Below are 26,216 nucleotides of genomic sequence, written 5' to 3' on the forward strand. Positions count from 1 at the left end.
GTATGTGATTTAGATTACTTTGTAGCTACAGTTTCTGGATCGCCCAATTGCCATTGAACAATTTTAGGAGTAATAACACTTCCGTTTTTCAACAAAGAAGTACCTCCCATGGCTATCTTATCACCTGGTTTTAATCCTTCTTCAATAATATAACCGTTTTTAACAGAAGGACCTGGTTTTACAATCTGCATTTGAACTTTATTATCATTGCCCACTACATAAACCTGATAGATTCCTTGAACTTCGATAACAGCTCGTTGCGGAATTACAATGGCTTCTTTGCGAATATCGGTAAGCAAAGCGACTTTTACATATTGACCCGGACGAAGTAATTTATCAGGATTAGGAAATGCTGCTTCAAATGTGATAGCTCCCGTAGAAGGATCGATTTGTCTGTCGGCAAAACTTACTTTTCCTTTTTCTGGATAGACAGAACCGTCAGATAATTTTATAGTGACAATCGCACCAGAGCCTTTTAAGGCAGAATTTGGTTTGTTAAACTCTCTAAAGAGGCGTAGAAATTCCTGTTCGCTAATAGTAAACCGAACTCTCACATCGCCAAGATCAGAAATAGTGTTTAAAATAGACATGGCACCTGGTCTTACGTAATCACCAACACGAACTTTAGAAATACCGATTAATCCTGAAATTGGGGCTAAAATTTGGCAATAACCCAATTCGATTTTAGCATTTTGTACAGAAGCATCAGAAGCTTTTATTTGAGCTAATGAAGCAGAATATGCTGATTTTGCCGAAACTAATTCGCGCTGGCTCACCGCATTCATTTTGGCTAGCGGAGTAATCATGTCCAAATCTGATTTGGTTTTAGATAATCTTGCTTGCGACTCTGCCGCAATTCCTTGCGCTTCGTTAAGTTTTGCTTTATATGGCAAAGGATCAATTGTATAAAGGACTTGTCCTTTCTTAACAAAACTTCCTTCTTTGAAATTCATACTTTCAATAATACCATCAACTCGTGGGTTAATTTGTATATCCGATTGACCAAAAGTCTGCCCCGTATATTCAGATTCTAAATTTACATCTTGCTGTAAAACTGTTGTAACTGAAATTTCTAATGGTTTGGGGCTTGGTGGTGTTTCTTTTTTGCAAGAAAACATCAAAAGACTTAGTAAGATTGCTGAGGAGTAGATTTTGTTCATTGTTAAATTCTTTTAGATAAAATTCATTAAATACAACTAATTAAAAACCAATAAAGTGCATTAGCTAAGTTAGCGTTTTTTTGGTTAGGTGGTTAAATATTGTGCGAATTTTGTTAATTTTAGTTAAAATTCCATCTATCTGTTTATCAGTTGATAATGTAAAGTAGGATGAAACGCCATTTATTGCCGATAAACTGCATTTTTGTAAGAATAGATTATTCAATGAAGAAGAAATAATAATTCAAAAACTTTTGTAATCATGTCAAAAAATAACAAGAAAAAACATCAAAAAGAAGAAGATGATGATTTAAAAAAATTAAATAAAAAGGAATTATTACATCGGGCAAAAAAATTTTCTGAGCAATATTGTGTTGGAGACGATAAGAACTTCACATTAAAGGACAAACCAACTTCTTACTCTATAGAAGGAGATAAAACACAGGTTAGAAAAATATTAAAAATGGGAGTCAAAGCACTTGCTGCCATGCAGGATATTTTGTACGCACAAGATAAATGGTCGGTTCTTATTATTTTTCAAGCCATGGATGCAGCCGGAAAAGATGGCGCGATCAAACATGTCATGTCGGGTATAAATCCGCAAGGCTGTCAGGTTTCTTCTTTTAAAGGACCAAGCTCAGAAGAATTAGACCATGATTATTTATGGCGCTGCCAGAAACATCTTCCAGAAAGAGGCCGAATAGGAATTTTTAATCGCTCTTATTATGAAGAAGTATTAGTAGTTCGTGTTCATGAACAGATATTGAGAGGTCAAAAGATTCCTGAAAAATTGATTACTAAAGACATCTGGGAAGATCGTTTTGAAGATATTCGAAACTTTGAAAAATACCTTAATAGAAACGGAACGGTTGTTATTAAATTTTTTCTAAACCTTTCTAAAGAAGAACAAAAGAAAAGATTTATTGAAAGGGTTGACAATCCTGATAAAAACTGGAAATTTAGTGCAGCCGATGCCAAAGAAAGAGGCTATTGGAATGATTATATGCATGCGTACGAAGAATTAATCAAAAATACATCGACCAAAAAATCACCATGGTACGTAATTCCAGCGGACGATAAATCGTATGCTCGAATTGCAATTGCTTCTGCAATAATTCATGCGTTAGACGAAATGGATTTGGAATATCCTAAAGTAAGTGCAGAAAAAATTGCTGAACTTAATGAGGTTAAGAAAGCATTGTTAGAAGAATAGGCAATAATTAATTATTCAGATCTGTTGAAATAGAGTGTTTTTGATTTCGTAAGATGTTAAAAAAATCAGATAATTAGGGCAAGACCATTTTTAATCTCAAAATAAACCCTAAATTTGCCGCTGATTTTAAAGAAAATCTAAAAAACATATATTCTTAACTTAAAACTGTTTATAGCATGCAACTGTATAACACTTTGAGCGCAGAAGAAAGAGCCATCATGATCGATGATGCAGGTAAACAACGACTAACGTTGTCTTTCTATGCGTATGCCAAAATTCAAGATCCACAAAAATTTCGTAATGACTTATTCGTAGCCTGGAATGCCCTAGATGCATTAGGTCGAATTTATGTTGCCAGTGAAGGAATAAATGCTCAAATGAGTATTCCTGCCGAAAATTTGGAGGCTTTTAGAACCACTCTTGAAGTTTATGATTTCATGAAAGGCATTCGTTTGAATGAAGCTGTAGAACACGATGACCATTCGTTTTTAAAATTGACAATCAAAGTGCGTCACAAAATTGTTGCAGACGGTTTAAACGATGACACTTTTGATGTTACCAATATAGGCGTTCACTTGAAAGCCAAAGAATTCAATGAGATTTTAGATGATCCGAACACGATTGTGGTTGATTTTAGAAATCATTACGAAAGTGAAGTAGGGCATTTTAAAAACGCTATCACACCAGATGTTGAAACTTTTAGAGAGAGTTTGCCAATTATCAACGATCAGCTTAAAGATCACAAAGATGATAAAAATCTAGTAATGTATTGTACTGGAGGTATTCGTTGCGAAAAAGCAAGTGCTTACTTTAAACACAAAGGTTTCAAAAACGTTTATCAATTAGAAGGCGGAATTATTAATTACGCTAAACAATTGAAAGAAGAAGGTCTAGAAAGTAAGTTCATTGGTAAAAACTTCGTATTTGATAATCGTCTAGGCGAAAGAATTACAGATGATATTATTTCACAATGCCATCAATGCGGAAAACCTTGTGATAACCACACAAATTGTGAAAACGATGGTTGTCATTTATTGTTTATTCAATGTGATGAATGTAAAGCGGCAATGGAAAACTGCTGTTCTACAGAATGTTTAGAAATTATTCATATGCCTTTGGTTGACCAAGTTCGTTTAAGAACTGGAAAACAAGTTGGAAACAAAGTATTCCGAAAAGGTAAATCTGAAAACTTGAAATTCAAACATTCAGGAGAATTGCCAGAAACTGCTTTGGCAACGGCACAAAAACCAGCCGACATTCGTCAGAAAGTAAAAGTAAAAAAAGTACTTCTTGGAAAAGCAGAGCATTACTATGTAAAAGCACAAGTTGGACAATTTACAGTGGAAAATCACGAATTAAATAGCGGAGATAAAATCTTAATTTCTGGCCCAACTACAGGAGATCAAGAATTGGTTTTAGATAAAATCATTGTTAACGGCGCAGAAACTCAATCTGCAAAAGTTGGTGATAAGGTTACTTTTGAGGTTCCATTTCGTATTCGTTTGTCAGATAAATTGTATAAAATTTTAAATTAGCGATTTTTAAAATCCTAATTTAAAATGTCGGAGCCGTATTTTACCAAATTATAGATTCGTGCCATTTGGGCAACCAAAAACCGTAAAGATCTGATTGATTTTTCAATTGAAAAAACTCTTTACGATTGCATTTGGCAAGAATTAACAGAACTTGGCTGTCCAGTTAGAATCATTAACGGAATGCCAGATCATGTACATGTTTTATTTTTACAAAATCCACAAAAAACTATCACAGATATTGTAAAGCAAATAAAAGGAAGTTCTTCTCATTTTATGAATAGAGGAGAATTTATCCTTGAAAAATTTGCATGGCAAACTGGATTTGGTGCTTTCTCTGTCAGCGAATCTCAGTTAAATGCTGTTTACAATTATATTAAAAATCAAAAACAACATCATCTTAAAAAAAATGGAGAAGATGAATTTGATGAATTTGTAAAATTGCATGGGTTGGGGGATAAATGATCGCTTGACGCAACGATACGTTTCCCGTGGTTGAAACCACGGGTTATATTTGAAAAACATTTGCAGAAAAACATAGCCTGCGGTTTCAACCGCAGGAACGCATAGTATATCCGCAACGGGATTATAAATCTTGAAATTGCAATGTCTAACGATACGTTTCCCGTGGTTTTAACCACGGGCTATATTGAAAAACGCTGCGTAAATAAAACATAGCCTGCGGTTTCAACCGCAGGAACGCAGCGTATATCCGCAATGGGATTATAAGTCTTGAAATTGCAGTGTTTAACGATACGTTTCCCATGGTTGAAACCACGGGCTATATTTGAAAAACATTTGCAGAAAAACATAGCCTGCGGTTTCAACCGCAGGATCGCAAAGAATGTCCGCAACGATTTACAAATAATTTTTAAAACATAGACTATGATATAAATCATAGGAATCTAATCGATACCCATATTATTTTTGTCATTTGAATAATAAATCAAAAATGACGATTAACAATACAATTGAACTCATGGCTCCCGCTGGGAACTTTGAGTCGCTCCAGGCTGCTTTAGATAATGGCTGTGATTCTGTATATTTTGGTGTTGAACAACTCAACATGCGTGCAAGATCTACCGTTAATTTTACTATTGAAGATTTAAAAGAAATAGCTAATCGATGTGAAGAAAAAAATGTTAGAAGCTATCTTACTTTAAACACCATTATTTACGATCACGATCTATCTGTTGTAAAAACATTATTGACAAAAGCTAAAGATGCTAATATTACTGCTGTAATTGCATCAGACCAAGCTGTAATTGCAATGGCAAGATCGATCGGAATGGAAGTTCATATTTCGACCCAATTGAATGTAACGAACATCGAAACCATTAGATTCTATAGTTTATTTGCCGATACGATGGTTTTAAGCCGTGAATTGAGTTTGCGTCAAGTAAAGAAAATCACAGAACAAATAGAAAAAGATCAGATCAAAGGGCCGAACGGAAATTTAGTAGAAATCGAAATTTTTGGTCACGGAGCTTTGTGTATGGCAGTTTCAGGAAAATGTTATTTGAGTTTACATTCACAAAATTCCTCTGCGAATCGTGGTGCCTGCAAACAAAATTGCCGAAAAAAATATACAGTTATCGATCAAGAAACGGGTTTCGAAATCGAATTGGATAACGAATACATGATGTCGCCAAAAGATTTATGTACTTTGGATTTCTTAGATCAAGTAATTGATTCTGGAATTCAAGTTTTAAAAATCGAAGGTCGAGGTCGTGCGCCAGAATATGTGGCAACGGTCATTAAAACCTATCGTGAAGCGATCGATGCGTATTACGAAGGCACTTTCTCAAAAGAGAAAACAGCAGTTTGGATGGAAGCTTTGAATACGGTTTACAATCGTGGTTTTTGGTCAGGCTATTATTTAGGACAAGAATTAGGAGAATGGAGCGATATTCCGGGATCTGCGGCAACTCAAAAGAAAGTTTATGTTGGAAAAGGAATGCATTATTTCCCAAAAGCCGAAGTGGGACAATTCAAAATTGAAGCTTACAATATTAAAGTCGGAGATAAAATTTTGGTAACAGGACCAAGTACAGGAGCTCAGGAAATGATAATTGATGAAATGTTTGTAAATGATATTGCTGGTGAAAAAGCTACAAAAGGGGATGATTGCAGTTTTAAATTGCCGTTCCGAATCAGAATGTCTGACAAACTATATAAAATTGTTGAGGCGTAATGGTTATTGTAACATTACAACGAGATAAATGTATTGGATGCAATTACTGTGTCGAAATGGATCCAGTTCACTTTCAGATGTCAAAAAAAGACGGAAAATCGGTATTGCTTCATTCGCAGAATGCAAAAGGATTTTTTACTTTGAAATCTCCGAATCATGCCATTGTAGAAAGTTGTGAACTCGCTGCAAAAGCTTGTCCAGTGAAGATTATTACGGTTAAAGAAACATAGAATATATAAAAACGGAAGAGCTGCATTTTGCAGCTCTTTTTTATTAAAGTAAATTTATTCTTTAACCATATTTTTGAAAGTAGTGTTTGATAATAAAGATAAACTTCCTTTTTTAGAAGTTCCCTGCCAATCAGATAGTTTTCCGTTTACATAAATTTTGATTCCAATGTCTGTGGAACTTTCATAAATTATATATTTTATGTTGCCACTATTGAATTCCAATTCATAAGCTGTATTTTGTTTTCGAAATTTAAATCCTGCTTTATTTGCTTTTTCAGGACTTGATGGGTGGGCAAACGAAACAAATTTATATTCATCATTTTGCCGAAATGCGTAATACAAAATACCGTTATGTTTAAATAAAATTATGCACCCCTTACCATTTTTAGTATCAAAAGTAACTACTTTGTCTAAGTTTGGTTCGTAAACAGATAAAGTCGAAAAAGGTATGAAATCATTACCTTTTCGTTTTTTGCCTGTTATTTTTAAAAACGGAAAAGAATATCCGTCTTCCTCAAAAGTGCATTCTTCTTTAGCTTCCAAACCAGAAACACTATAATAGGAACAAACATGAAGGGCTGCACCGCCGCTGCTCGAGGTTATAAGACGTTTGTTTTTAGCATCAATTTCAAATCCTCCACCTCTTACACAAAAGGAATTGTAATACAAGTTGCTAATACTATTGCTTAGCAAAAAAGAATCTGACCTATTAATAAATATATATGCTGTTGCTTGCGGTGTATAACAACCTTCATCGTCATTTTTCTCGTTGTTAAAAATGATAACGTCGGTACGTCCGTCAAAGTTGACATCTCCTAAAACGCGAATATTAGATTCAGGAATACTTTTGAATGTCGTGATTTTGGCTGTTTTGTTTAGTTCCGATTTAGAAAGTTGCTTAGAACCATATTCGAGTACCGTTTTCTTTGTTTGATTCTCTGTAAGCCTATAATATTCGTCTGTTTTCGAATTCTTAGTTTGTTTGGCAAAATACAAAGTATGGCCTTTCAAGAAATCATTAACGACATAAGCTTTTTGAGCATTTAAAATATAGGTTTGTGAAAGTAGAAAAATGACGAAGTAAAACTTTATTTTCATATTGTATTCAGAATAAGGTTCGTGAAATTATTCATCAAAAAGATGAAGTTCATCAAAATCTTTAATTTCAGATAATTTAAGAAGTTTTGTTCTTTTAATTTTACTTTCGCTTTTTTCAAAAATTTCATCATCATCATAGGTGTTTTCATTGATGTTGTGATTTACAATCTTTTTTCGAGTAAGGAAATTGATGCTGGTTTGTGTAAGCACAATAGGTCCTCGATTACTGCTGGCATCATAACCAATTAGTTCAAAATCTGAATTTTGATATCTAAAAGTATACTGCCAATAACCATATCTTCCATGAGCATAGTTTATGTATAATTTTCCGTCTTTTATTTCAAAGTCAAGTTCGGGAGCATAATAAACACCTCCTTCTTCATTTTCAGAAGAAAAGCAGTCATAGTTTTTAGCAGCCAGTACGTAGCCATTATTTTTGTTTAATAGAGCAATAATTCCTCTGCGGTTTCGGTCTAGCTCTCCACGATATTCGTGCTGAATGACTTTACTTTTATCAGTTCCTTTAATGATTAGAATATAATCTTCCAGTCCGTCTTTATTAAAATCTCCCTTAATGGTATCAAAAGGGACATATCCTTTCGGAATAAAATCTTCAGGTTTTTTCTTTATTTCGATTGAAGCTGTATCTGTTTCAAAAACTTCTGGAATAGTTGGAATTTCTGTAACTTGAGAAGATTCGGTTTTTTCTTTGCTTTTGTTACAACTTGAAAGTCCAGTGAATAGTAAAATAAGGACTGTAATAAGTAAGTTTCTAATCATAATAGTTTTTTAGATTTCATAAGAAAAACACTCTTGTATCGTTCAAAATGTTTTATAATCTTATCTTTTGTAATTGGGTTCGCTTAGCAAAATGGGTGTCGTATTGGCAAGAACCCATTTAGTAGCAAGTTCGCATAAAAAATTAAGCTCATCGATTTCTGCGTCTCCATTTTTGCGAACATCTTTTATAATTAAATCTGCTTTTGCCAATTCGTGATCAGACAGTGAATGATTTGAGGACAAATGGATAAAAAAGGCATCTAACATTTTTTTAAAATCGATATTCCAATTTCCACCGCCATTTCTATATATTTCATCGCGTACTTTTCCTGAAATGCGCACGACTTCGCCTTGTATGGTTTTTGAACTGCCCTTTGACGGTATTAAAAGTTCCCATAGTTCTTCGAATTGCTTTTCCCAGGTTGTACCAGTTACAGAAATAGGAGACACACCGTCGTGTAGAATGCGTCTTTTTACAGGCGGAACATTATACATTTCATAAAGTTGCTTTAATGCATGGTCTGTCTCTTCCAAATAATCTTTGTTGAAATTTTCCCTATGAAACTCAAAATCTTCTCCTCTTCGAACAACAGCATCTTTCATGGTTTGAGTTATTTCGACATCTGATTTTAAAAGTATTTTTGATATTTCGGCCAAATTTTTAAGATCAATGTTATTTGCCCTAACCAAAGCACGCTCCAAAGGAGTTTGTTTGTAGGTATTCAATGCATTAGTATCTGCTCCAGATGCTATCAGTTTTTGGACAGCATCAACATTAAAGCCACTTCCACTTGCAAAATGCAAAGGCGTATCTTCATAATTATCTCTTGCATGTATATTGGCACCGAGTGCTAATAAAGTTGAAACCTTACCAGTTCGTATCATCGCGTTTTGATGCAATGCAGTACGGTTATAAGTATCAACTGCTTCCAAATCTGCGCCATTTTCTACTAGCCAGACTATAAGCTCATCGGGAATACCCCAAAAGCTTAACGCGGTTGTTTTTCCGTAACCGCCTCTTGCGTCCAATTCGCAGGTGTCAAATACAGCTTTTAAAGCTTCAATGTCTTTCTTCTCAATTAATTCGCTAAAATTTTTCGGAAGCGTTTTCTTTTTCTTTGCCATTCTTTTTGTTCCTTTTTAAAATCATTTGTCAAGAGATTTGATTTCAGACCCCAATTTTAGCATTAATATTATGCTTTTCAACATAAGCTTTTGCTGCATTCATCAGTTTTGCAAATTTTGCATCGATTTCACTTTGGGTTGAGGCGTCAAAATCTGAGATTGCTTTTTGTATTTGCTCTGGTGAAGCTTTTTCGTCTTTTAGTTTAGCAATCGGCAAATAGCCTTCTTTTTGTTTGGCGATTGCATAAGAAAATAAATCTTTTGAAGCCTGAAGAAGTTCTTTGTTATCATCGTCTTCAGCAATATCTTTAATAGTTTGAAAACGTGTCTCTAGATTGGTAATATCATATTTAAAAGCATCGTAGTAAGAAGAAGGAACCATCTTTTTTTGACTCTCATCATAAACTTGTGCTTCCGATTGCAGTTTTTCATTGATTTCTTTGCTTCCAAAACGAGACAATAAATTCGAATTTAAAGCAGCAATTTCAAAGGTTTTTTCTGGCGAAAGGTTGGTACAAGATGTAGAAACTATGCTCGAGGCAATTAATACTAAAAATAGAGTCGTGGCATTTAAGATTTTTTTCATTTGTGAGTTTATTTATTATTTATCCTTTTAAAATTTTACTTTTCTCAATATCAAATTCTTCCGAAGTTAAAATGCCAGCATCTAAAAGCTCTTTTAAGTCTAGTAATGCTTTCTTCTTGGCTTCCATCGAATTTGAAGTGTCTGCTTTTTGAGCTTCGGTCTGCGGTACAGTGTTTATTGGATTTACGGTAGTTCCAGAAGGAGCATATTTCAAAATCAATTCTGTAATTTCATTGAAACCTTTTACATTCGAATAGTCAATTGCTTTTTGCTCTTTTACGTTGACGATTGAAGCATCAGCTTTATTGTCCAATAGATATTTTACAACATCTTTCTTTCCGTTTGCAGCGCTGTAGTGAAGGGGCGTATTTCCAGATTCGTCTTGAATATTAATATTTGCGCCAGCTTCGATGAGCAGTTTTACCATACTCAGATTGCCTTTTTTAGTTGCAACGTGCAAAAGACTTTCTCCTCCGTAAGTATAAGAATTATTAAAGGTGAAACTAGATTCGTTAGAAATATTGGTTGCACTGACAATCCAATCCAAATAATCATTCATTGAAGAAGTATCATTGGCAACTGGTTTGCTGTAATTCACATCGACGCCATTTTCTAAAAACAATGCCACAATCTCCTTTTGATTATTTGCGCAAGCGTACCAAATAGGAGAGTATCCATTATTACTTGAAGTGAATACATCTGAACCTCTTTCAATCAATAATTTAGCTAACATTCTATTAGTTTCGTAGCATGCAATTAAAAGCGCATTTTCCCCAGAATGATTCGTATGATTGATACCCGCGCCGTTGTCCAAGAGTAACGTTACCATTGGCAATGACTTTGTATAACATGCGTAAAGTAACGGCGTATTACCTTGTTTATCGGTCGCATTAATGTCGGCACCTTTATCTAAAAGCAATTGGATTATTTCACGGTTTAGTTTTGCAGAAGCCAACAACAACGGAGTTTCTCCATTGTTATTCTGTAAATTAACATCAATTCCTGATTCAAGCAACTTTGTTGCAATTTCTACTTGAGCCGTCTGTACAGTCAAGTGTAACAGGCTGTTACCGTTTTTATCGTTGATTTCGATTTTGGCGCCATTCTCCAGTAAAAACAAAGCGGTCTGTTTTTGCTTTTGCAGACAAGCAAAGAACAAAGGCGTTTCTCCTGCATGATCTTCATAATCGATATCCGCTCCATCTTCAACTAATAGTTTTACAATATCCAGATATCCTCTGTGTGCGGCATAATGTAAGGCCGTTCTTCCTTTTTCGTCGGTATATTTTACCTCTACTTCTTTATTTTGAAGCAGTAATTCAGCTATTTTTCGGTTGCCGTTTTCACAGGCAATTATAAATGACATTGACATAGAATTGTGATTTTAAATTTAGGCTTTCATTAAAAGCTCAACTGTTTTAACTTTCAAATTGTCTGCAGAAGCAAGCGCAAGAGCCGTTTCGTCTTTATCGTTTGTAATCTCTTTATCTGCACCATTTTCAAGAAGCAATTTTACTTTCCTGTAAATTTCTTTCGCCGCTTCGGCATCATAATTCACATTATAGGCGCAGACTTTGTGCAAAATGGTATTGCCTTGATTGTCTTGTTCGTTAACATCAATTGCCCCGCTATCTAATGCCGATTTTAAAATACCCGATTTTTTCTCAGCAATATAATCGATGCCTGATTTCGGATTTCCGTAATATTGGGCACAGTGATTTAAGTCGGCACCATCTGACAATAGTCTTTGTAAAGAATTGAGATCATTCTCCGAATCAGACATCATTCGGATAAATTCAGTCAATAAAGTTCTTCCGTCTTTATTGATGTTGCTGAAATCTGCTGAAGAGGATTCGGCTAAAAGTTCGTACATCGGAATAGAAAACTGCTCGCCAACAGCGTAATAAAAAGAACTGTTTTCCTGATTGTCTTTTTCGTTAGGATCTGCTCCGTTTTCTGATAAGGTCGGAATGTACTCTTTTTTATTTCTTTTTACAGCGTACATCAGCGGTGTTGTACCCACTACATTTTTCTCGTTGATGTCGACCCCGTTTTCGAGAAGTATTTTAATATATTCTTTGCCTTTTTCAGCATTTAAAGAATAATTGTTCACGATTTTGTGAATTAGATTTTCCTGAGCGTTGTTTTGGTATTGCGCATTGCATCCAAAATCTTCTATTAAGCTTTTAATGACTTCTGGAACCGCTTCTTTTTCTATAAAATATCCCACTAAAGTCTGATCGTTGATTTCGTCATTAATATTGTCGACTTTTGACATAATCTCTTTGAAGAAAGAAAGCGATTCTTCGTCATTTTTTATATTTCGAGAAAGCGGGTTGAATATCGATTTGTCAAAACTGTCCAATTCGTAAATATCGGTTTCAATAAAGTTGGCTTTTATTAGCCGTTCGATGAAATCAATTTCTTTGGCTTCGATAATTTTGGCAACTATTTGAGAGAAATTGTTTTTAAGATACTGATCGTTAAAGTTTTCTCCGTTATTTAGGCATTCTCTGGCCTCGTCAAATTTTCCCTGGAAAAGGAAATTTTCAATCTGGTTTTGTGTTTGCATTCGAAATATATTTAAAAATGATTATAAGTTTTATTCGCAATTTTGGCTTGTAATTAGTGGCTTCACAAACATTGCTGTAAGATAAAACATAAAAATGAGAAATATATTTCAGGATAAAAATTAAAAACGGCTTTTTATGTTAAGAAATAGACCAAATAGAGATTTTTGGTTTTTTTTTGTCTGATTTTTTGAAAAAAGTGAAAACGAGCTTAATAAATCATAAAACAAACAGAGTAAGATTTTTATTTAGAGAAGAAATAAAATATTTTTAGCAGAGAATTTTAAAACTATTATTTTAAAAAATAGGGTCATTTTTTATTTAACAACCCTTTAGAACTAATCTATAAATAGCCAAATAAAAAAAATACTATCTTTACCGATCAAACGTTTATGAACTTAAGCTGCATTCTGGCAGCACTACATATATAATTATGGCATGTACAAGTTGTTCAACCTCAGACGGTGGCGCACCAAAAGGTTGTAAAAATAATGGGACTTGCGGCACCGATAGCTGCAATAAATTGACGGTTTTTGACTGGCTTTCGAACATGAGTCCGTCTAATGGAGAGGCGATTTTTGATTGTGTTGAGGTTCGTTTTAAAAACGGACGCAAGGAATTTTTTAGAAATTCAGAGAAATTAACTTTAAGTATTGGCGATATTGTAGCAACTGTTGCTTCGCCAGGACATGATATTGGAATTGTGACTCTTACAGGAGAATTGGTAAAGATTCAAATGAAGAAAAAAGGAGTGAATTACGAAAGTAATGAGGTTCCAAAAATTTACAGAAAAGCATCTCAAAAAGACATCGATATTTGGTCTGTAGCGCGTGATCGTGAGGAACCAATGAAGGTTCGTGCACGTGAATTGGCGATTCAGCACAAACTGGAAATGAAAATTTCGGATATTGAATTTCAAGGCGACGGATCAAAAGCAACATTTTACTACACAGCAAACGATCGTGTCGATTTTAGAATGCTGATTAAAGATTTTGCTAAAGAGTTCAGCACTAGAGTGGAGATGAAACAAGTTGGTTTCCGTCAGGAAGCGGCTCGTTTAGGAGGAGTTGGATCTTGCGGACGCGAACTTTGCTGTTCGACTTGGTTAACCGATTTCAGAAGTGTAAATACATCAGCAGCTCGTTATCAGCAATTATCGTTGAATCCGCAGAAATTAGCGGGGCAATGTGGTAAATTAAAATGCTGTCTGAACTATGAGTTAGACACTTACATGGATGCATTAAAAGATTTTCCGGATTACGATACTAAACTAATCACAGAAAAAGGAGATGCTGTTTGCCAAAAACAAGATATTTTTAAAGGATTAATGTGGTTTGCTTATACAAACAACTTCGCAAATTGGCATGTTTTAAAAATTGATCAGGTAAAAGAAATCATTGCAGAAAATAAACAGAAAAATAAAGTTTCTTCTTTAGAAGATTTTGCTGTTGAAGTAGTTGCAGAGCCAGAAAAAGACTTTAATAATGCAATGGGTCAAGAAAGTTTAACTCGTTTTGACCAGCCAAAGAGAAAGAAAAAACCAAATCGCAAGCGCAAGCAAAATGCAGAGGCGGCTATCGTTGCAACTCCAGCAAAACCACAGCAGGAGAAAAATGTAAACCACGCTAAACCAGCAGGAAATAGTAATCCGAACAATGGTAATGCAAACAATGGCAATGGAAATAAGCCAAATAATCAAAACAATCCAAACAAGCAAAATCATAAGAAAAAGCATAATTCGAATAAGAACAATCCGAATAAGCAAAATTCTAATGAAAACAAACCTGCTGCTGAACCTAGAAAACCAATAACGAATACTAAAAATGAGAATAAAAAATAGCGGAATTCTTCTTTTGGTAGCCATACTTCTTTTTTCTTGTGATAAAAAAAGAGTATTTGATCAGTATAAATCTGTTGGAAGTGCTTGGCACAAAGACAGTATTGTGAGCTTTGATCTGCCAGTTTTAGATTCTACGAAAAAGTTCAACCTCTTTGTAAACATACGAGACAATAACAATTATCCGTTTAATAATTTATTTTTAATTGTTGCTCTTGAAACACCAAGCGGTTTTACAAAAGTGGATACATTAGAATACCAAATGGCAGAGCCAGATGGAACATTGTTAGGAAATGGATTTTCTGACATAAAAGAAAGTAAGCTTTATTACAAAGAAGATGTGAAGTTTACAGGAAAATACAAAGTTCACATCAAGCAAGCGGTTAGACAATCGGGTAAAATTCCAGGTGTTGAAGCTTTGCAAGGAATTACAGACGTTGGTTTTAGAATAGAACAAAAAGATTAGATAAATAGTTATGGCTGCTAAAAAAAACAATCAATCCAAAAGCGTTAAGGATATTAATTATTATAAAAAGAAATTTTGGCGGGTTTTTGCCTACTCTTTACTAGGAGTTTTAGCCTTCTTCTTATTTGCTTCTTGGGGTTTATTTGGATCTATGCCTTCATTTGAAGATTTAGAAAATCCAGATTCAAACCTTGCTACCGAAATTATCTCTTCTGATGGAGTGGTACTTGGTAAATATTTCAAGACCAATAGATCGCAACTTAAATATTCTGATTTGCCTAAAAATTTAGTTGAAGCACTTGTCGCAACTGAAGATGCACGTTTTTATGACCACTCAGGAATTGATGGACGTGGAACTTTAAGAGCTGTTTTTAGTTTAGGAACAAATGGTGGTGCGAGTACATTGACACAACAGCTTGCAAAACAGTTATTTCATGGTGAAGGATCGAAATTTTTACCTTTTAGAATTGTACAAAAAATAAAAGAATGGATTATTGCCATTCGTTTGGAAAGACAATATACAAAGAACGAAATCTTAGCAATGTATTGCAATGTTTATGATTTCGGAAATTATTCTGTTGGTGTAAGTTCTGCCGCTCAGACTTATTTCTCCAAAGAACCAAAAGACTTGACAGTTGACGAATCTGCTATTTTGGTCGGAATGTTCAAAAATTCAGGTTTGTACAATCCGGTAAGAAATCCGCAGGGCGTAAAAAACCGTCGTAATGTGGTTTTGTCGCAAATGGCAAAAGCAAAAATGATTTCGGAAGCTGAAAAAGAAAGACTTCAAGCACTTCCAATTACGCTGAAATTTAAATTGGAAAGCCACCGTGAAGGTATCGCTACTTATTTTAGAGAATATCTTCGTGATTACATGAAAAAATGGGTTGCTGAAAACAAAAAACCGGATGGATCTGATTACGATATTTACAAAGACGGTCTTAAGATCTATACTACGATAGATTCGAGAATGCAAACTTATGCTGAAGAAGCTGTTGCTGCGCATATGCAAAACCTTCAACAGCAGTTTTTTATTGATCAAAAAAACAATAAAAATGCTCCTTTCGTAAATATTACACAAGCTGAGACAGACAGAATCATGATGCAGGCAATGAAAAATTCTGTTCGTTGGGCTCAGATGAAAGATATGGATAAAAGCGAGGAAGATATCATTGCGTCATTCAAAGTGAAAACTAAAATGCGTGTCTTTACTTGGAAAGGTGAAAGAGATACCACTATGACACCACTGGATTCTATTCGTTATTACAAACACTTTTTACAATCTGGTTTAATGTCTATGGAGCCTCAAACAGGAGCAATTAAAGCTTGGGTTGGAGGAATCAATTATAAATATTTCCAATATGATCACGTAGGGCAGGGAGCAAGACAGGTAGGTTCTACTTTCAAGCCTTTTGTTTATGCAACAGCAATCGAAGAATTAAATATGTCGCCATGTGATTCTATTCTTGATGGACCTTTCATGATTCATAAAGGACGTCACCATGTAACAGAAGACTGGGAACCAAGAAACTCAGATTACAGATACCGCGGAATGGTAACTTTAAAACAAGCTTTAGCAGCTTCTATCAATACAGTTTCGGCTAAATTAATTGACAGAACAAGTCCAGAAGCAGTTGTAGAATTGACTAAAAAATTAGGGGTAAAAACAGAAATTCCAGTTCAGCCTTCAATCGCATTAGGAGCGGTAGATATTACAGTTGAAGATATGGTTGCGGCGTATAGTACTTTTGCAAATCAAGGAGTTTATGTAAAACCACAGTTTTTAAGCAGAATTGAAAACAAAAGTGGAGAGGTTATCTACGAACCGATTCCAGAGTCTCACGACGTTTTAAATAAAGATATCGCTTTCGCAGTAATCAAATTACTTCAAGGGGTAACAGAAAGTGGTTCTGGTGTACGTTTACGTACGCAGGGCGGTGGAAGCGGTGATAATCGTTGGACAGGATATCCATACATGTTTACAAATCCAATTGCAGGTAAAACAGGTACAACGCAAAACCAATCTGATGGTTGGTTTATGGGAATGGTTCCGAACTTGGTAACTGGAGTTTGGGTTGGATGTGAAGATCGTTCAGCACGTTTCAAAAGTTTGACTTACGGACAAGGAGCAACTGCAGCTTTGCCTGTTTGGGGGTATTACATGAAAAAGTGTTATGCTGATAAAACCCTTCAGGTTTCTAAAGGTGAATTTGAACGTCCAGCAAACCTTTCTATAAAAGTAGACTGTTATGCTAGGCCGGTTATAGTTAAAGATACCACACAGACTGAACAAAATACGGATGAATTTGAATTGTAACATTGTTGCAATAATCCTTATCTGATTATATATCAATCCCTTTACCACTCTTCTAAAAGATTTGTAAAGGGATTTTTCTTTTCTTTTTATTTTTACGAAATCGTTATAATTTCACCTAAAAATCTTATTTTTATCAAAAATATTCAGCAATAAAGATAGTTTGTTATGATAACAAAAAAAGTAAATAGCGTTCAGGAAGCTATTGAAGGAATTGATAGCGGTATGACCATTATGTTTGGTGGTTTCGGATTATGTGGTATTCCTGAAAATACAATTGCAGCTTTGGTAAATACATCCATTTCAGATTTAACCTGTATTTCCAACAATGCTGGTGTAGACGATTTTGGTTTGGGATTGTTGTTGCAGAAAAAGCAGATCAAAAAAATGATTTCTTCTTATGTGGGAGAAAACGCCGAATTTGAACGTCAGATGCTTTCGGGAGAATTGGAAGTTGAATTGACGCCTCAAGGAACTTTGGCAGAACGTTGTCGTGCGGCTCAGGCTGGAATTCCTGCTTTCTTTACACCAGCAGGTTACGGAACTGAAGTTGCTGAAGGAAAAGAAGCACGCGAGTTTAATGGAAAAATGCACATTATGGAAGAAGCTTTCAAAGCCGATTTTTCTATTGTAAAAGCTTGGAAAGGTGATGAAGCCGGAAATTTGATTTTCAAAGGAACAGCTAGAAATTTCAACGCTTGTATGGCGGGTGCAGGAAAGATCACAATTGCAGAAGTAGAAGAGTTGGTTCCTGTTGGTACATTAGACCCCAATCAAATTCATATTCCTGGAATTATGGTACAGCGTATCTTTCAAGGAGAAAAATTTGAGAAGCGAATTGAACAACGCACAGTAAGAGCTAGAAATTAGATAATTAGAAAATGAGGCAACTAGATAATTAATTTAGATTGCGTATAGAATTATCTAATTATCAAATTGACTAATTGACACATTAAAAATATGACAAGATTTAGTATAGCTCTCTTTTCGTTCTTATCGTTTCAGGTTTTTTCACAAGGTACGAATGAACTTAGAAATCAATTGCAGCAAATCATTTCAAGTAAAAATGCGACAGTTGGAGTTTCCATTAAAAGTATTGAAGATAAGGACACTCTAAGCATTAATGGAAATTTAAAAATGCCAATGATGAGCGTGTTTAAATTTCATATTGCTTTGGCAGTTTTGCATAAAGTTGATGAAGGCAAGCTCAATCTTACGCAGGAAATCTTCGTAAAAAAGAAAGATTTAAAGGAAGATACGTGGAGCCCGATGAAAGAAGATTATCCAGAAGGAAATGTAAACTTGACTTTGGATAAAATACTTCGATATACGGTTTCGCACAGTGATAATAACGGATGCGACATTTTGATCAAATTAGTTGGAGGTACAAAGTACATTCAGAAGTTCATAAACGAACAGGGAATTAAGGATTTCGTTATTAAAGTGAACGAAGATCAAATGAAGACTTGGAAAAATCTGTATATCAATACTACCACTCCGTTAGCAACTACAGAATTGCTTGAGAAGTTTTTTAAAGGTGAAGTTCTAAAACAAGAAACGACAAAGTATTTGTATCAGATAATGGTAGAAACTTCAAGAGGTCTTACTTGGATGAAAGCGGGACTTCCTGAAGGAACAGAATTAGCACATCGAACTGGAATCTCTGGAACGAATGATGCTAATTTGAGAGTAGCTATGAATGACATTGGAATTGTAAAACTTCCAAATGGAAAACATCTTATTGTTTCTGTTTATTTAAAAGATATTACAGAGAAGAAAGAAGACACAGAAAAAATAATTGCAGATATCACAAAAACAGTCTGGAATTATTTTATTAGATAATTAGAAAATGAGTCAATTAGATAATTAATTTAGATTGCGTATAGAATTATCTTATTATCAAATTGACTAATTGACGCATTAAAAAGACACATTAAAACTATGGCACTTAGTAAAGAAGATATAGCAAAACGAATTGCAAAAGAAGTAAAAGACCGTTATTTTGTAAATCTTGGAATTGGGATTCCGACTTTGGTCGCAAATTATGTTCGAGAGGATATAGCGGTTGAATTCCAAAGTGAAAATGGAGTTCTCGGAATGGGGCCTTTTCCTTTTGAAGGAGAAGAAGATGCAGATGTGATCAATGCAGGAAAACAAACTATCACGACACTTCCAGGAGCAAGTTTCTTTGATTCTGCTTTTAGTTTTGGAATGATTCGTAGCCAAAAAGTAGATTTGACAATTCTAGGAGCGATGGAAGTTTCTGAAAACGGAGACATCGCAAACTGGAAAATTCCAGATAAAATGGTAAAAGGAATGGGGGGCGCAATGGATTTGGTGGCTTCCGCCGAAAATATCATCGTTGCCATGATGCACGTAAACAAAGCAGGAGAGTCAAAAATCTTAAAAAGATGTACTTTGCCATTGACCGGCGTAGGATGCGTTAAAAAGGTTGTAACAGAGCTTGCAGTTCTAGAAGTAACCGAAAAAGGTTTTAAGCTCTTAGAACGAGCGCCAGGCATCTCAGTCGAGCACATCATCGCCTCAACCGAAGCCGATTTGATTATTGAAGGAGAAATTCCTGAGATGTCGATCTAAGAGAAATTGCCACGAAGGCACAAAGACTCGAAGTAATTTTAAGGAGAAAGATAAAAAAACCGCCCAAAAGGCGGTTTTGTCTTAAAAAACTTTGTGACTTGGTGCCTTTGCGGCAATCATACTTTTTTCTAAAAAACCGATCAAGGCCAGCTTTTAAAAGAGCTGGCCTTTTTTGTAGGAATTAATTAAAGGATTTACAGCTATTGATATTAATAAATTATATCAGATTCAAAACTTATTTTTAAATATAAGTGGTTATTAATCAATCAAATAATTATTTTTTAAGGCATTTTCTTACGAGATTGTTATGGTTTGTTAAATAAAAATGGAATTAATGTAAAAAATGTTGCTTTTTATCGATTAACGACATATTTAATCGATTATGTAACATAAATAAAATATTTTTACACAAAAATAAAGTATTTACCTACATTAAATATTTTGTTTGTAATCCATTTAACCAAAATTAAATACCACACTATTATGGAAAGAAAATTACCCAAAATTATGGCATCAGCCATTATTATTCTTACATTTTCAGCGCCTGTATTTGCTCAGAATACAGACAAGCGGATAAGTCAGAAAAATTTATCAGAAAATGGACAACCGAGTCTAATCACTTTTAGTGATAAATCTACCTACAAGGGAACCGATTTCAATACTGTTTTTAAAGAGCAACTTGGACTAAAAGATAACCAGTCTTTTTTGAAAGTTAAAACCGAATCAGATAGAGAGGGGTTTACTCATGAAAAGTTTCAGTTGTATGAACAAGGAATTAAAGTAGAATTTGCCAATTATACATTACATTCTAAAGAAGGCAAATTAGTTTCTATGAATGGTGAGTTTTATGCTTTTAATAATGTAAAAACTACTCCAAAATTATCAAGTCAGGATGCATTTGCTAAAGCGATTGCTTACACGGGAGCAAAAGAATACTTGTGGGAAAAACCCGAAGATGCTGCTGCAATGGATTATGAAAAACCAAAAGGGGAATTGGTTTTATTACCAGATATGGAAGAACAGGGGCAGGATAGAAAATTAGACAAAGTTCGATTGGCTTATAAGTTTGATATCTATGCTACGAATCCGTTGAGCAGAGGTGATCTCTACATCGATGCTGAAACCGGAAATGTTTTGTTTTATAATGCTACCATAAAACACCTTGGAGAACATAGTCACGGAGGAAAATTGGAGTCTGCGAAAGCAAAGCAAGAGGTAGCATCTAATGCAAAAGTTGCCATTGTTGCAGCAAATGCAGCGACACGTTACAGTGGAACTCAGACCATTCAGACTACTCTAAGTGGATCTTCTTATATTTTATCTGATGGAACTCGCGGAAATGGAATTCAAACCTATAATTCTGCCAGAACAGCGACATACCCAACAACCAATTTCACAGATGCTGACAATAACTGGACAGCTGCAGAGTATAATAATACAAATAAAGATAATGGAGCACTAGATGCACATTGGGGTGCTGAAATGACCTATGATTATTGGTCTGCTGTTCATGGAAGAAACAGTTATGACAATGCTGGAGCAAAAATTAGAAGTTATGTTCACTACAATTTAGTAGCCGCCGGATATCCAAATAACAATAATGCATTCTGGAACGGAAGCGTTATGACTTATGGTGACGGAACAGGAACTGGAGGATTTGATATCTTGACGTCAATAGATGTTGCTGGACATGAAATAGGACATGCGGTTTGTACTTATACAGCAAATCTTGCTTATCAAAAAGAATCGGGGGCAATGAATGAGGGTTTCTCTGATATTTGGGGAGCTTGTATCGAATATCGTGCTGCACCTACAAAATCAACATGGTTAGTGGGAGAAGATATCGAAAGAAGATCAGGACATCTTGCTTTGCGTTCTATGAGTAATCCAAAATCTGAGGGACAGCCAGATACTTATGGAGGAACTAATTGGGTGAGCCAAAGCTGTACACCAACTAGTAGTAATGATTATTGTGGCGTTCATACCAATTCGGGAGTTCTGAATCATTGGTTTTATATTTTATCAGTTGGTAAATCAGGAACAAATGATATTGGAAGCACCTATAATGTGACTGGTATAACTATCGATAAAGCGGCAAAAATTGCCTATCGTTTAGAAAGTGTGTATTTAACCGCAAATTCTACTTATGCAAATGCAAGGACATCAGGAATACAATCTGCAATAGATTTGTATGGTGCAGGTTCGGCTGAAGTTATAGCAACAACCAATGCTTTTTATGCAGTAGGTATTGGCGCAGCTTATGTAGGATCTAGTGATACTGTTGCGCCTACAGCTCCAACAAGTCTTGCAGCTTCGGGTACTACAGGAACAACGACTAATTTATCGTGGACAGCATCAACAGATAATGTTGCTGTTACAGGGTATGATATTTACCAAGGAACAACATTAAAAGGTTCGTCTACAACAACAAGTTATACTGTAACTGGTTTAACAGCATTAACAGCTTATAGTTTTAGTGTAAAAGCTAAAGATGCAGCAGGAAATGTTTCGACAGCGAGTAATACAGTAAATGTTACAACTACTTCTGCGGCACTAACATATTGTACATCTCAGGGGAATAGTACGGCAGACGAAAGAATTGGTAAAGTTGTATTTGGAACAATCAATAATACATCTACAGGAACAGCGGGTTATGAAAATTACACCTCAATTTCGACAAATGCAACAAAAGGAACTGCATATACAATTACGATCACACCGAGCTGGACATCTACAGTTTACAGTGAAGGATATGCTGTATTTATAGATTACAATCAAGATGGTGATTTTGCTGATTCTGGTGAAACGGTTTGGACAAAAGCGACATCAACAGCAACTTCGGCATCTGGAACTATTACAATTCCGGCAACGGCAACTCTTGGCACAACAAGACTTAGAGTTGCTATGAAATACAATGGAGTTCCAACATCTTGCGAAAGTTTTTCTTATGGACAAGTCGAAGATTATTCGATAAACATAACAGCTTCAGGAGCAATTGTGAATGAAGAACTTGTTGCGGGATTGATAGAGACTAATGAAAATTCTGAATTTGTATTATATCCAAATCCTGTTACAAATGAGCTAAATGTTTCATTTTTAAACAATAAAGGATATACGTTTAGAATTACAAATGTTTTAGGTCAGCAAATTAGTAAAGGTGAAATTTCTGAAAGCCCTATAGATGTAAGCCTGTTAAGTACGGGAATTTACATTATAGAATTGAACAACGGTACAAAAAGAATCGCTAAGAAATTCGCTAAAAAATAAAATAGTAATATTATAAAAAGTAAAAAACCGCCTACTTGGGCGGTTTTTCTTTTTCAAAATCTTAGAAACTTAGGATCTCAGTATCTTAGAAACTTTAAAAACTATAAATTAAATGAAGCTCCTAAACTAAAAGTAGCTTGATTATTCAAATGATAAAAAGGATCATTGTTTGAACCGTATTTTGCAATTGGGAATCCGATTTCTGTGAAAACACCAAATCCATCTGTAAAGAAATATCGCCCACCAACGTGTCCGCCGAAATTATGTAAACCTAAGCTTAATCCAGGGTAAACGTCCAATTCTTTTACACCAATTACGCTAGATAAGTTAGCATTGATTCTTGCTTTTGCATCAAAACGATCTGAGAAATCTGGCTCAGCATCACGGTAAGGATTTGTGCTGCCGTGGTAGAAACCGTTAAAATTATCAAATCCTAGTATGTAGTTAGCAACAAAACCAAAAGAGAAATTTTCTCCTAAACCAAAATCAACAGAACCTTGAATTCCAGAACCACCATCTTGCAAATTAGCTCCTACGTTTACTTTAACATCTCCCTTTCCTTTAAAAGCTTCTTGAGCATTAACAAATCCGAATGTCACTAAAAATACAAGTGTAATAACCTTTTTCATAAAAATTTAATATTAATTATTTGGGTAGCAAATGTAAATTTTAAATAAATTAATTCCTACCTTTTTCGTTAAAATAGAGTTCGTTAAGTGGTTCACTTTGCCAGTATTCTTTCGTGTCAACATCTAAAATCGTAAGCGGACCTCTAAATGCTGCGCCTGTATCTACATTCCAGACACAAGCTCTGTTGACAGGAACCGTTTCTCCAATTCGGGTAACGGGCGTGTGGCCAATATAAACTTCCTTATAAACGGTAAATCTTTTTGGATAGTGTAAATCGTCTTCTTTTAATTTGGGGTCTAATGAAAGTGCTGTTTCCCAAAGGGTTCTGTCCCAATAAAATAGTTTAGAAAAATATTCCCATTTTACACCATTTAAATTAGTGAAGCCAGCATGAACAAACAAACGATTATGGTCGTCAAGATAGAAATCCTGAAGATTTTCTAGAAATTCGATATGCGCTTTCTTTTTCTCTTCAGAAATTTTAGCATAACCTTCAACAGTAGCTTTTCCGCCATGTTTGTACCACATTTCTTCGTCAAAATCATCATGCCTGTTTTCGAGCCAGTCCAAAGCGAGCTGATCATGATTTCCTCGTATGCAGATGCAGTTTTGTTTGCTTTTTAAATCAATCAAATAGTCGATCACTTCAACAGACTGACTCCAGCCGTCAACATAATCGCCCAAAAAAATTAGAGTATCTTCTGTGGTAACGTTGGCTCTCTCGAGTACTTGTTCAAGTGCAAGTAATCCGCCATGAATGTCACCTATAACAAATGTTCGCATTATTTAATTTTTCGAGTAGAAGAACAAAAATAGAAAGAATAATTGGTTTGAACTCATCGAATTCAGATTCTTTAAAAATTGATATGATTTATAACTACTTACAATACTTTTTTATTGTTTTTCCTCAGTAAATTTGCAAAATGTCTGAAACACCAACATATCGCAAAATTATCCATATTGATATGGATGCATTTTACGCATCTGTAGAACAAATGGACAATCCGGAATTAAGAGGCAAACCGGTTGCAGTTGGAGGTTCTGAAAATCGCGGTGTAGTTTCGGCGGCAAGTTACGAAGCTAGAAAGTTTGGTGTGCGAAGTGCTCTTAGTGGGGCTTTGGCCAAAAAATACTGTCCAGAAATTATATTCGTCAGACCAAGATTTGATCGTTACAAGGAAATTTCATCCAAAATTCATAAAATCTTTCATGATTACACCGATTTAGTCGAGCCTCTTTCGCTTGACGAAGCCTATTTGGACGTTACCCAAAACAAAAAGGGAAATCCTAGCGCAAGTCTTTTAGCGCAGGAAATTAGGCAAAGAATTTTTAATGAAGTAGGGTTGACGGCTTCGGCTGGAATTTCGATCAATAAATTTGTAGCTAAAATTGCCAGCGATTATAACAAACCAAACGGACAAAAAACGGTAAATCCCGACGAGGTCGAAGCTTTTCTGGAGGATCTTCCCATTCGTAAATTTTACGGAGTTGGAAAAGTAACTACAGAAAAAATGTATCAGCTCGGAATTTTTACTGGAACCGATTTGAAAAGCAAATCTCTAGAGTTTTTAGAAAAGCACTTCGGAAAATCGGGAACATTTTATTATCATGTGGTTAGAGGCATTCATAATAGCGAAGTAAAATCTTCACGAATTACCAAATCTGTTGCTGCAGAACATACTTTTGATGTGAATTTGTCTTCGGAGATTTTTATGATGCAGCAGTTGGAACGTATTGCAACTTCGCTAGAGAAACGCCTTCAAAGGCATAACATTTCTGGAAAAACGATCACGCTCAAAATCAAATACAGCGATTTTTCACAACAGACGAGAAGTAAAACGCTGCCCTATTTTATTTCTGATAAAAGTCTGATTATGGAAAACGTTGAAGAATTATTGTATCAGGAAAAAATGAAAGATTCTGTACGATTGCTCGGAATTTCGTTGAGCAATTTGAATAACGAGGTGAAAAAAGAGGTGGTAGTACAGCTTAAATTTACTTTTTAATAACAATTTTGAAAAGTTTAAAATAAGGTCTAGATTATGAATAGCAAGATTTTTCTGCTATCTTTGAGTAAAAAGATGATATCTGTCTTCTGAATTGATTTTGTATGAAAAATAGAAATTCCGACGATCCGTTACAGCGAAATTCAGTTCCAATTCTTTCTTGGGATTTTCACTACGAATATCTAAACGAGCTAAAAGCATTAAGCACTGATTTAAAAAGGGTAAGCGAAATCTCAGATGAGTTTATCTGGGATGAAAAAACGCTCAATATTCAAGAAAGAATCAAAAATGAAGTGGTTTTAATAACCGATTTAGATTTGAAAATAGTTTTCGCGTCAAGCGGAATAAAAAAAATGACGGGTTACAAAGAAGAAGAAATCTTAGGAAAAACGCCTAAGATGTTTCAGGGCCCAGCAACTTCAGAAAAGGATTTAAAGGAAATTAGAGATGCCGTAAAAAAGAAGATTCCCTTTGCCAAAACCATCGAGAATTATAGAAAAAACGGTCAAACCTATAAATGTAAAATCGATGCTTCGCCAGTTTATAACCTGAAAGGCGAAATATCTCATTTTATAGCCTTCGAAAAACAAGACATAAGCGCTTAGTTATTTTG

Annotated in this window: 23 protein-coding genes; 14 read left to right on the forward strand and 9 right to left on the reverse strand. The window is 34.9% G+C overall.

Going from position 1 to position 26,216, the window contains the following annotated elements:
• Positions 1 to 14: 14 nt before the first annotated feature.
• The gene (locus tag AC3Y25_RS21695) at positions 15 to 1,160 is read right to left on the reverse strand and encodes an efflux RND transporter periplasmic adaptor subunit (protein WP_489904190.1); all 1,146 of its coding nucleotides are present in this window, start codon (positions 1,158 to 1,160) and stop codon (positions 15 to 17) included.
• A 259-nt stretch (positions 1,161 to 1,419) separates the two neighbouring features.
• On the opposite strand from AC3Y25_RS21695, the gene AC3Y25_RS21700 reads away from it, so the two are divergent.
• The 5 genes from AC3Y25_RS21700 to AC3Y25_RS21720 all read left to right on the forward strand — a co-directional run bounded on the left by AC3Y25_RS21700 (position 1,420) and on the right by AC3Y25_RS21720 (position 6,326).
• A complete protein-coding gene (locus AC3Y25_RS21700) occupies positions 1,420 to 2,370 on the forward strand; it encodes a polyphosphate kinase 2 family protein (RefSeq protein ID WP_489904191.1) in 951 nt (316 codons plus the stop codon).
• Positions 2,371 to 2,546: 176 nt separating this feature from the next.
• On the forward strand, positions 2,547 to 3,905 hold the full coding sequence (gene trhO / locus AC3Y25_RS21705) for an oxygen-dependent tRNA uridine(34) hydroxylase TrhO (RefSeq protein WP_489904192.1): 1,359 nt from the start codon (positions 2,547 to 2,549) through the stop codon (positions 3,903 to 3,905).
• A gap of 54 nt (positions 3,906 to 3,959) precedes the next feature.
• A complete protein-coding gene (tnpA, locus tag AC3Y25_RS21710; RefSeq protein ID WP_489904215.1) occupies positions 3,960 to 4,367 on the forward strand; it encodes an IS200/IS605 family transposase in 408 nt (135 codons plus the stop codon).
• 487 nt (positions 4,368 to 4,854) lie between these two features.
• Positions 4,855 to 6,096 (forward strand): peptidase U32 family protein, encoded by a 1,242-nt coding sequence (locus tag AC3Y25_RS21715; protein ID WP_489904193.1) that lies wholly within the window; start codon positions 4,855 to 4,857, stop codon positions 6,094 to 6,096.
• The gene (locus tag AC3Y25_RS21720; RefSeq protein ID WP_264552959.1) at positions 6,096 to 6,326 is read left to right on the forward strand and encodes a ferredoxin; all 231 of its coding nucleotides are present in this window, start codon (positions 6,096 to 6,098) and stop codon (positions 6,324 to 6,326) included. Before AC3Y25_RS21715 ends, AC3Y25_RS21720 begins: the two co-directional genes overlap by 1 nt.
• A gap of 54 nt (positions 6,327 to 6,380) precedes the next feature.
• Here the strand turns inward: AC3Y25_RS21720 and AC3Y25_RS21725 are convergent, their stop codons facing one another.
• From AC3Y25_RS21725 to AC3Y25_RS21750, 6 genes are read right to left on the reverse strand one after another with little or no spacing between them, the layout of a single operon-like run.
• Complete coding sequence (locus tag AC3Y25_RS21725; RefSeq protein WP_489904194.1) at positions 6,381 to 7,424, reverse strand: XAC2610-related protein; 1,044 nt, start codon at positions 7,422 to 7,424, stop codon at positions 6,381 to 6,383.
• A gap of 27 nt (positions 7,425 to 7,451) precedes the next feature.
• Positions 7,452 to 8,204, reverse strand: coding sequence for a hypothetical protein (locus AC3Y25_RS21730; protein ID WP_489904195.1), 753 nt, complete (start codon positions 8,202 to 8,204; stop codon positions 7,452 to 7,454).
• Positions 8,205 to 8,264: 60 nt separating this feature from the next.
• Positions 8,265 to 9,329 (reverse strand): ankyrin repeat domain-containing protein, encoded by a 1,065-nt coding sequence (locus tag AC3Y25_RS21735; protein WP_489904196.1) that lies wholly within the window; start codon positions 9,327 to 9,329, stop codon positions 8,265 to 8,267.
• A 43-nt stretch (positions 9,330 to 9,372) separates the two neighbouring features.
• Positions 9,373 to 9,915, reverse strand: coding sequence for a hypothetical protein (locus AC3Y25_RS21740; RefSeq protein ID WP_489904197.1), 543 nt, complete (start codon positions 9,913 to 9,915; stop codon positions 9,373 to 9,375).
• Between the two features lie 19 nt (positions 9,916 to 9,934).
• A complete protein-coding gene (locus AC3Y25_RS21745; protein ID WP_489904198.1) occupies positions 9,935 to 11,281 on the reverse strand; it encodes an ankyrin repeat domain-containing protein in 1,347 nt (448 codons plus the stop codon).
• 24 nt (positions 11,282 to 11,305) lie between these two features.
• Positions 11,306 to 12,487 carry an ankyrin repeat domain-containing protein gene (locus AC3Y25_RS21750; RefSeq protein ID WP_489904199.1) on the reverse strand — a complete coding sequence of 394 codons (1,182 nt, stop codon included), beginning with the start codon at positions 12,485 to 12,487 and terminating at the stop codon, positions 11,306 to 11,308.
• Positions 12,488 to 12,918: 431 nt separating this feature from the next.
• Between AC3Y25_RS21750 and AC3Y25_RS21755 the strand changes: the two genes are divergently transcribed.
• The 7 genes from AC3Y25_RS21755 (at position 12,919) to AC3Y25_RS21785 (ending at position 22,967) form a co-directional block, all read left to right on the forward strand.
• Positions 12,919 to 14,325: a PSP1 domain-containing protein gene (locus AC3Y25_RS21755; RefSeq protein ID WP_489904200.1), complete on the forward strand. Its 1,407-nt coding sequence runs from the start codon at positions 12,919 to 12,921 to the stop codon at positions 14,323 to 14,325.
• A complete protein-coding gene (locus AC3Y25_RS21760; RefSeq protein WP_095930250.1) occupies positions 14,309 to 14,788 on the forward strand; it encodes a gliding motility lipoprotein GldH in 480 nt (159 codons plus the stop codon). Before AC3Y25_RS21755 ends, AC3Y25_RS21760 begins: the two co-directional genes overlap by 17 nt.
• 10 nt (positions 14,789 to 14,798) lie before the next feature.
• On the forward strand, positions 14,799 to 17,105 hold the full coding sequence (locus tag AC3Y25_RS21765) for a penicillin-binding protein 1A (protein ID WP_489904201.1): 2,307 nt from the start codon (positions 14,799 to 14,801) through the stop codon (positions 17,103 to 17,105).
• 165 nt (positions 17,106 to 17,270) lie between these two features.
• Positions 17,271 to 17,972 (forward strand): CoA transferase subunit A, encoded by a 702-nt coding sequence (locus AC3Y25_RS21770; RefSeq protein ID WP_489904202.1) that lies wholly within the window; start codon positions 17,271 to 17,273, stop codon positions 17,970 to 17,972.
• A gap of 90 nt (positions 17,973 to 18,062) precedes the next feature.
• The gene (gene bla, locus AC3Y25_RS21775; protein ID WP_489904203.1) at positions 18,063 to 18,944 is read left to right on the forward strand and encodes a class A beta-lactamase, subclass A2; all 882 of its coding nucleotides are present in this window, start codon (positions 18,063 to 18,065) and stop codon (positions 18,942 to 18,944) included.
• Positions 18,945 to 19,043: 99 nt separating this feature from the next.
• Positions 19,044 to 19,700, forward strand: a complete 657-nt coding sequence (locus AC3Y25_RS21780; protein ID WP_489904204.1) for a 3-oxoacid CoA-transferase subunit B — start codon at positions 19,044 to 19,046, stop codon at positions 19,698 to 19,700.
• Between the two features lie 483 nt (positions 19,701 to 20,183).
• Positions 20,184 to 22,967 (forward strand): M4 family metallopeptidase, encoded by a 2,784-nt coding sequence (locus tag AC3Y25_RS21785; protein ID WP_489904205.1) that lies wholly within the window; start codon positions 20,184 to 20,186, stop codon positions 22,965 to 22,967.
• Positions 22,968 to 23,068: 101 nt separating this feature from the next.
• On the opposite strand, the gene AC3Y25_RS21790 is transcribed toward AC3Y25_RS21785, so the two are convergent.
• Together AC3Y25_RS21790 and AC3Y25_RS21795 are read right to left on the reverse strand one after the other, a co-directional pair.
• Positions 23,069 to 23,596, reverse strand: coding sequence for a DUF6646 family protein (locus AC3Y25_RS21790; protein ID WP_427875599.1), 528 nt, complete (start codon positions 23,594 to 23,596; stop codon positions 23,069 to 23,071).
• A gap of 49 nt (positions 23,597 to 23,645) precedes the next feature.
• Positions 23,646 to 24,380 (reverse strand): metallophosphoesterase family protein, encoded by a 735-nt coding sequence (locus tag AC3Y25_RS21795; RefSeq protein ID WP_095930257.1) that lies wholly within the window; start codon positions 24,378 to 24,380, stop codon positions 23,646 to 23,648.
• Positions 24,381 to 24,520: 140 nt separating this feature from the next.
• Here AC3Y25_RS21795 and dinB point away from each other — a divergent pair, with 140 nt between their 5' ends.
• Both dinB and AC3Y25_RS21805 read left to right on the forward strand, forming a co-directional pair.
• The gene (gene dinB, locus AC3Y25_RS21800) at positions 24,521 to 25,603 is read left to right on the forward strand and encodes a DNA polymerase IV (RefSeq protein WP_489904206.1); all 1,083 of its coding nucleotides are present in this window, start codon (positions 24,521 to 24,523) and stop codon (positions 25,601 to 25,603) included.
• 104 nt (positions 25,604 to 25,707) lie between these two features.
• Positions 25,708 to 26,208 carry a PAS domain-containing protein gene (locus AC3Y25_RS21805; protein WP_250834750.1) on the forward strand — a complete coding sequence of 167 codons (501 nt, stop codon included), beginning with the start codon at positions 25,708 to 25,710 and terminating at the stop codon, positions 26,206 to 26,208.
• The last annotated feature ends 8 nt before the right edge of the window (positions 26,209 to 26,216 follow it).

It is taken from the genome of Flavobacterium sp. LK-23, from assembly GCF_058135255.1.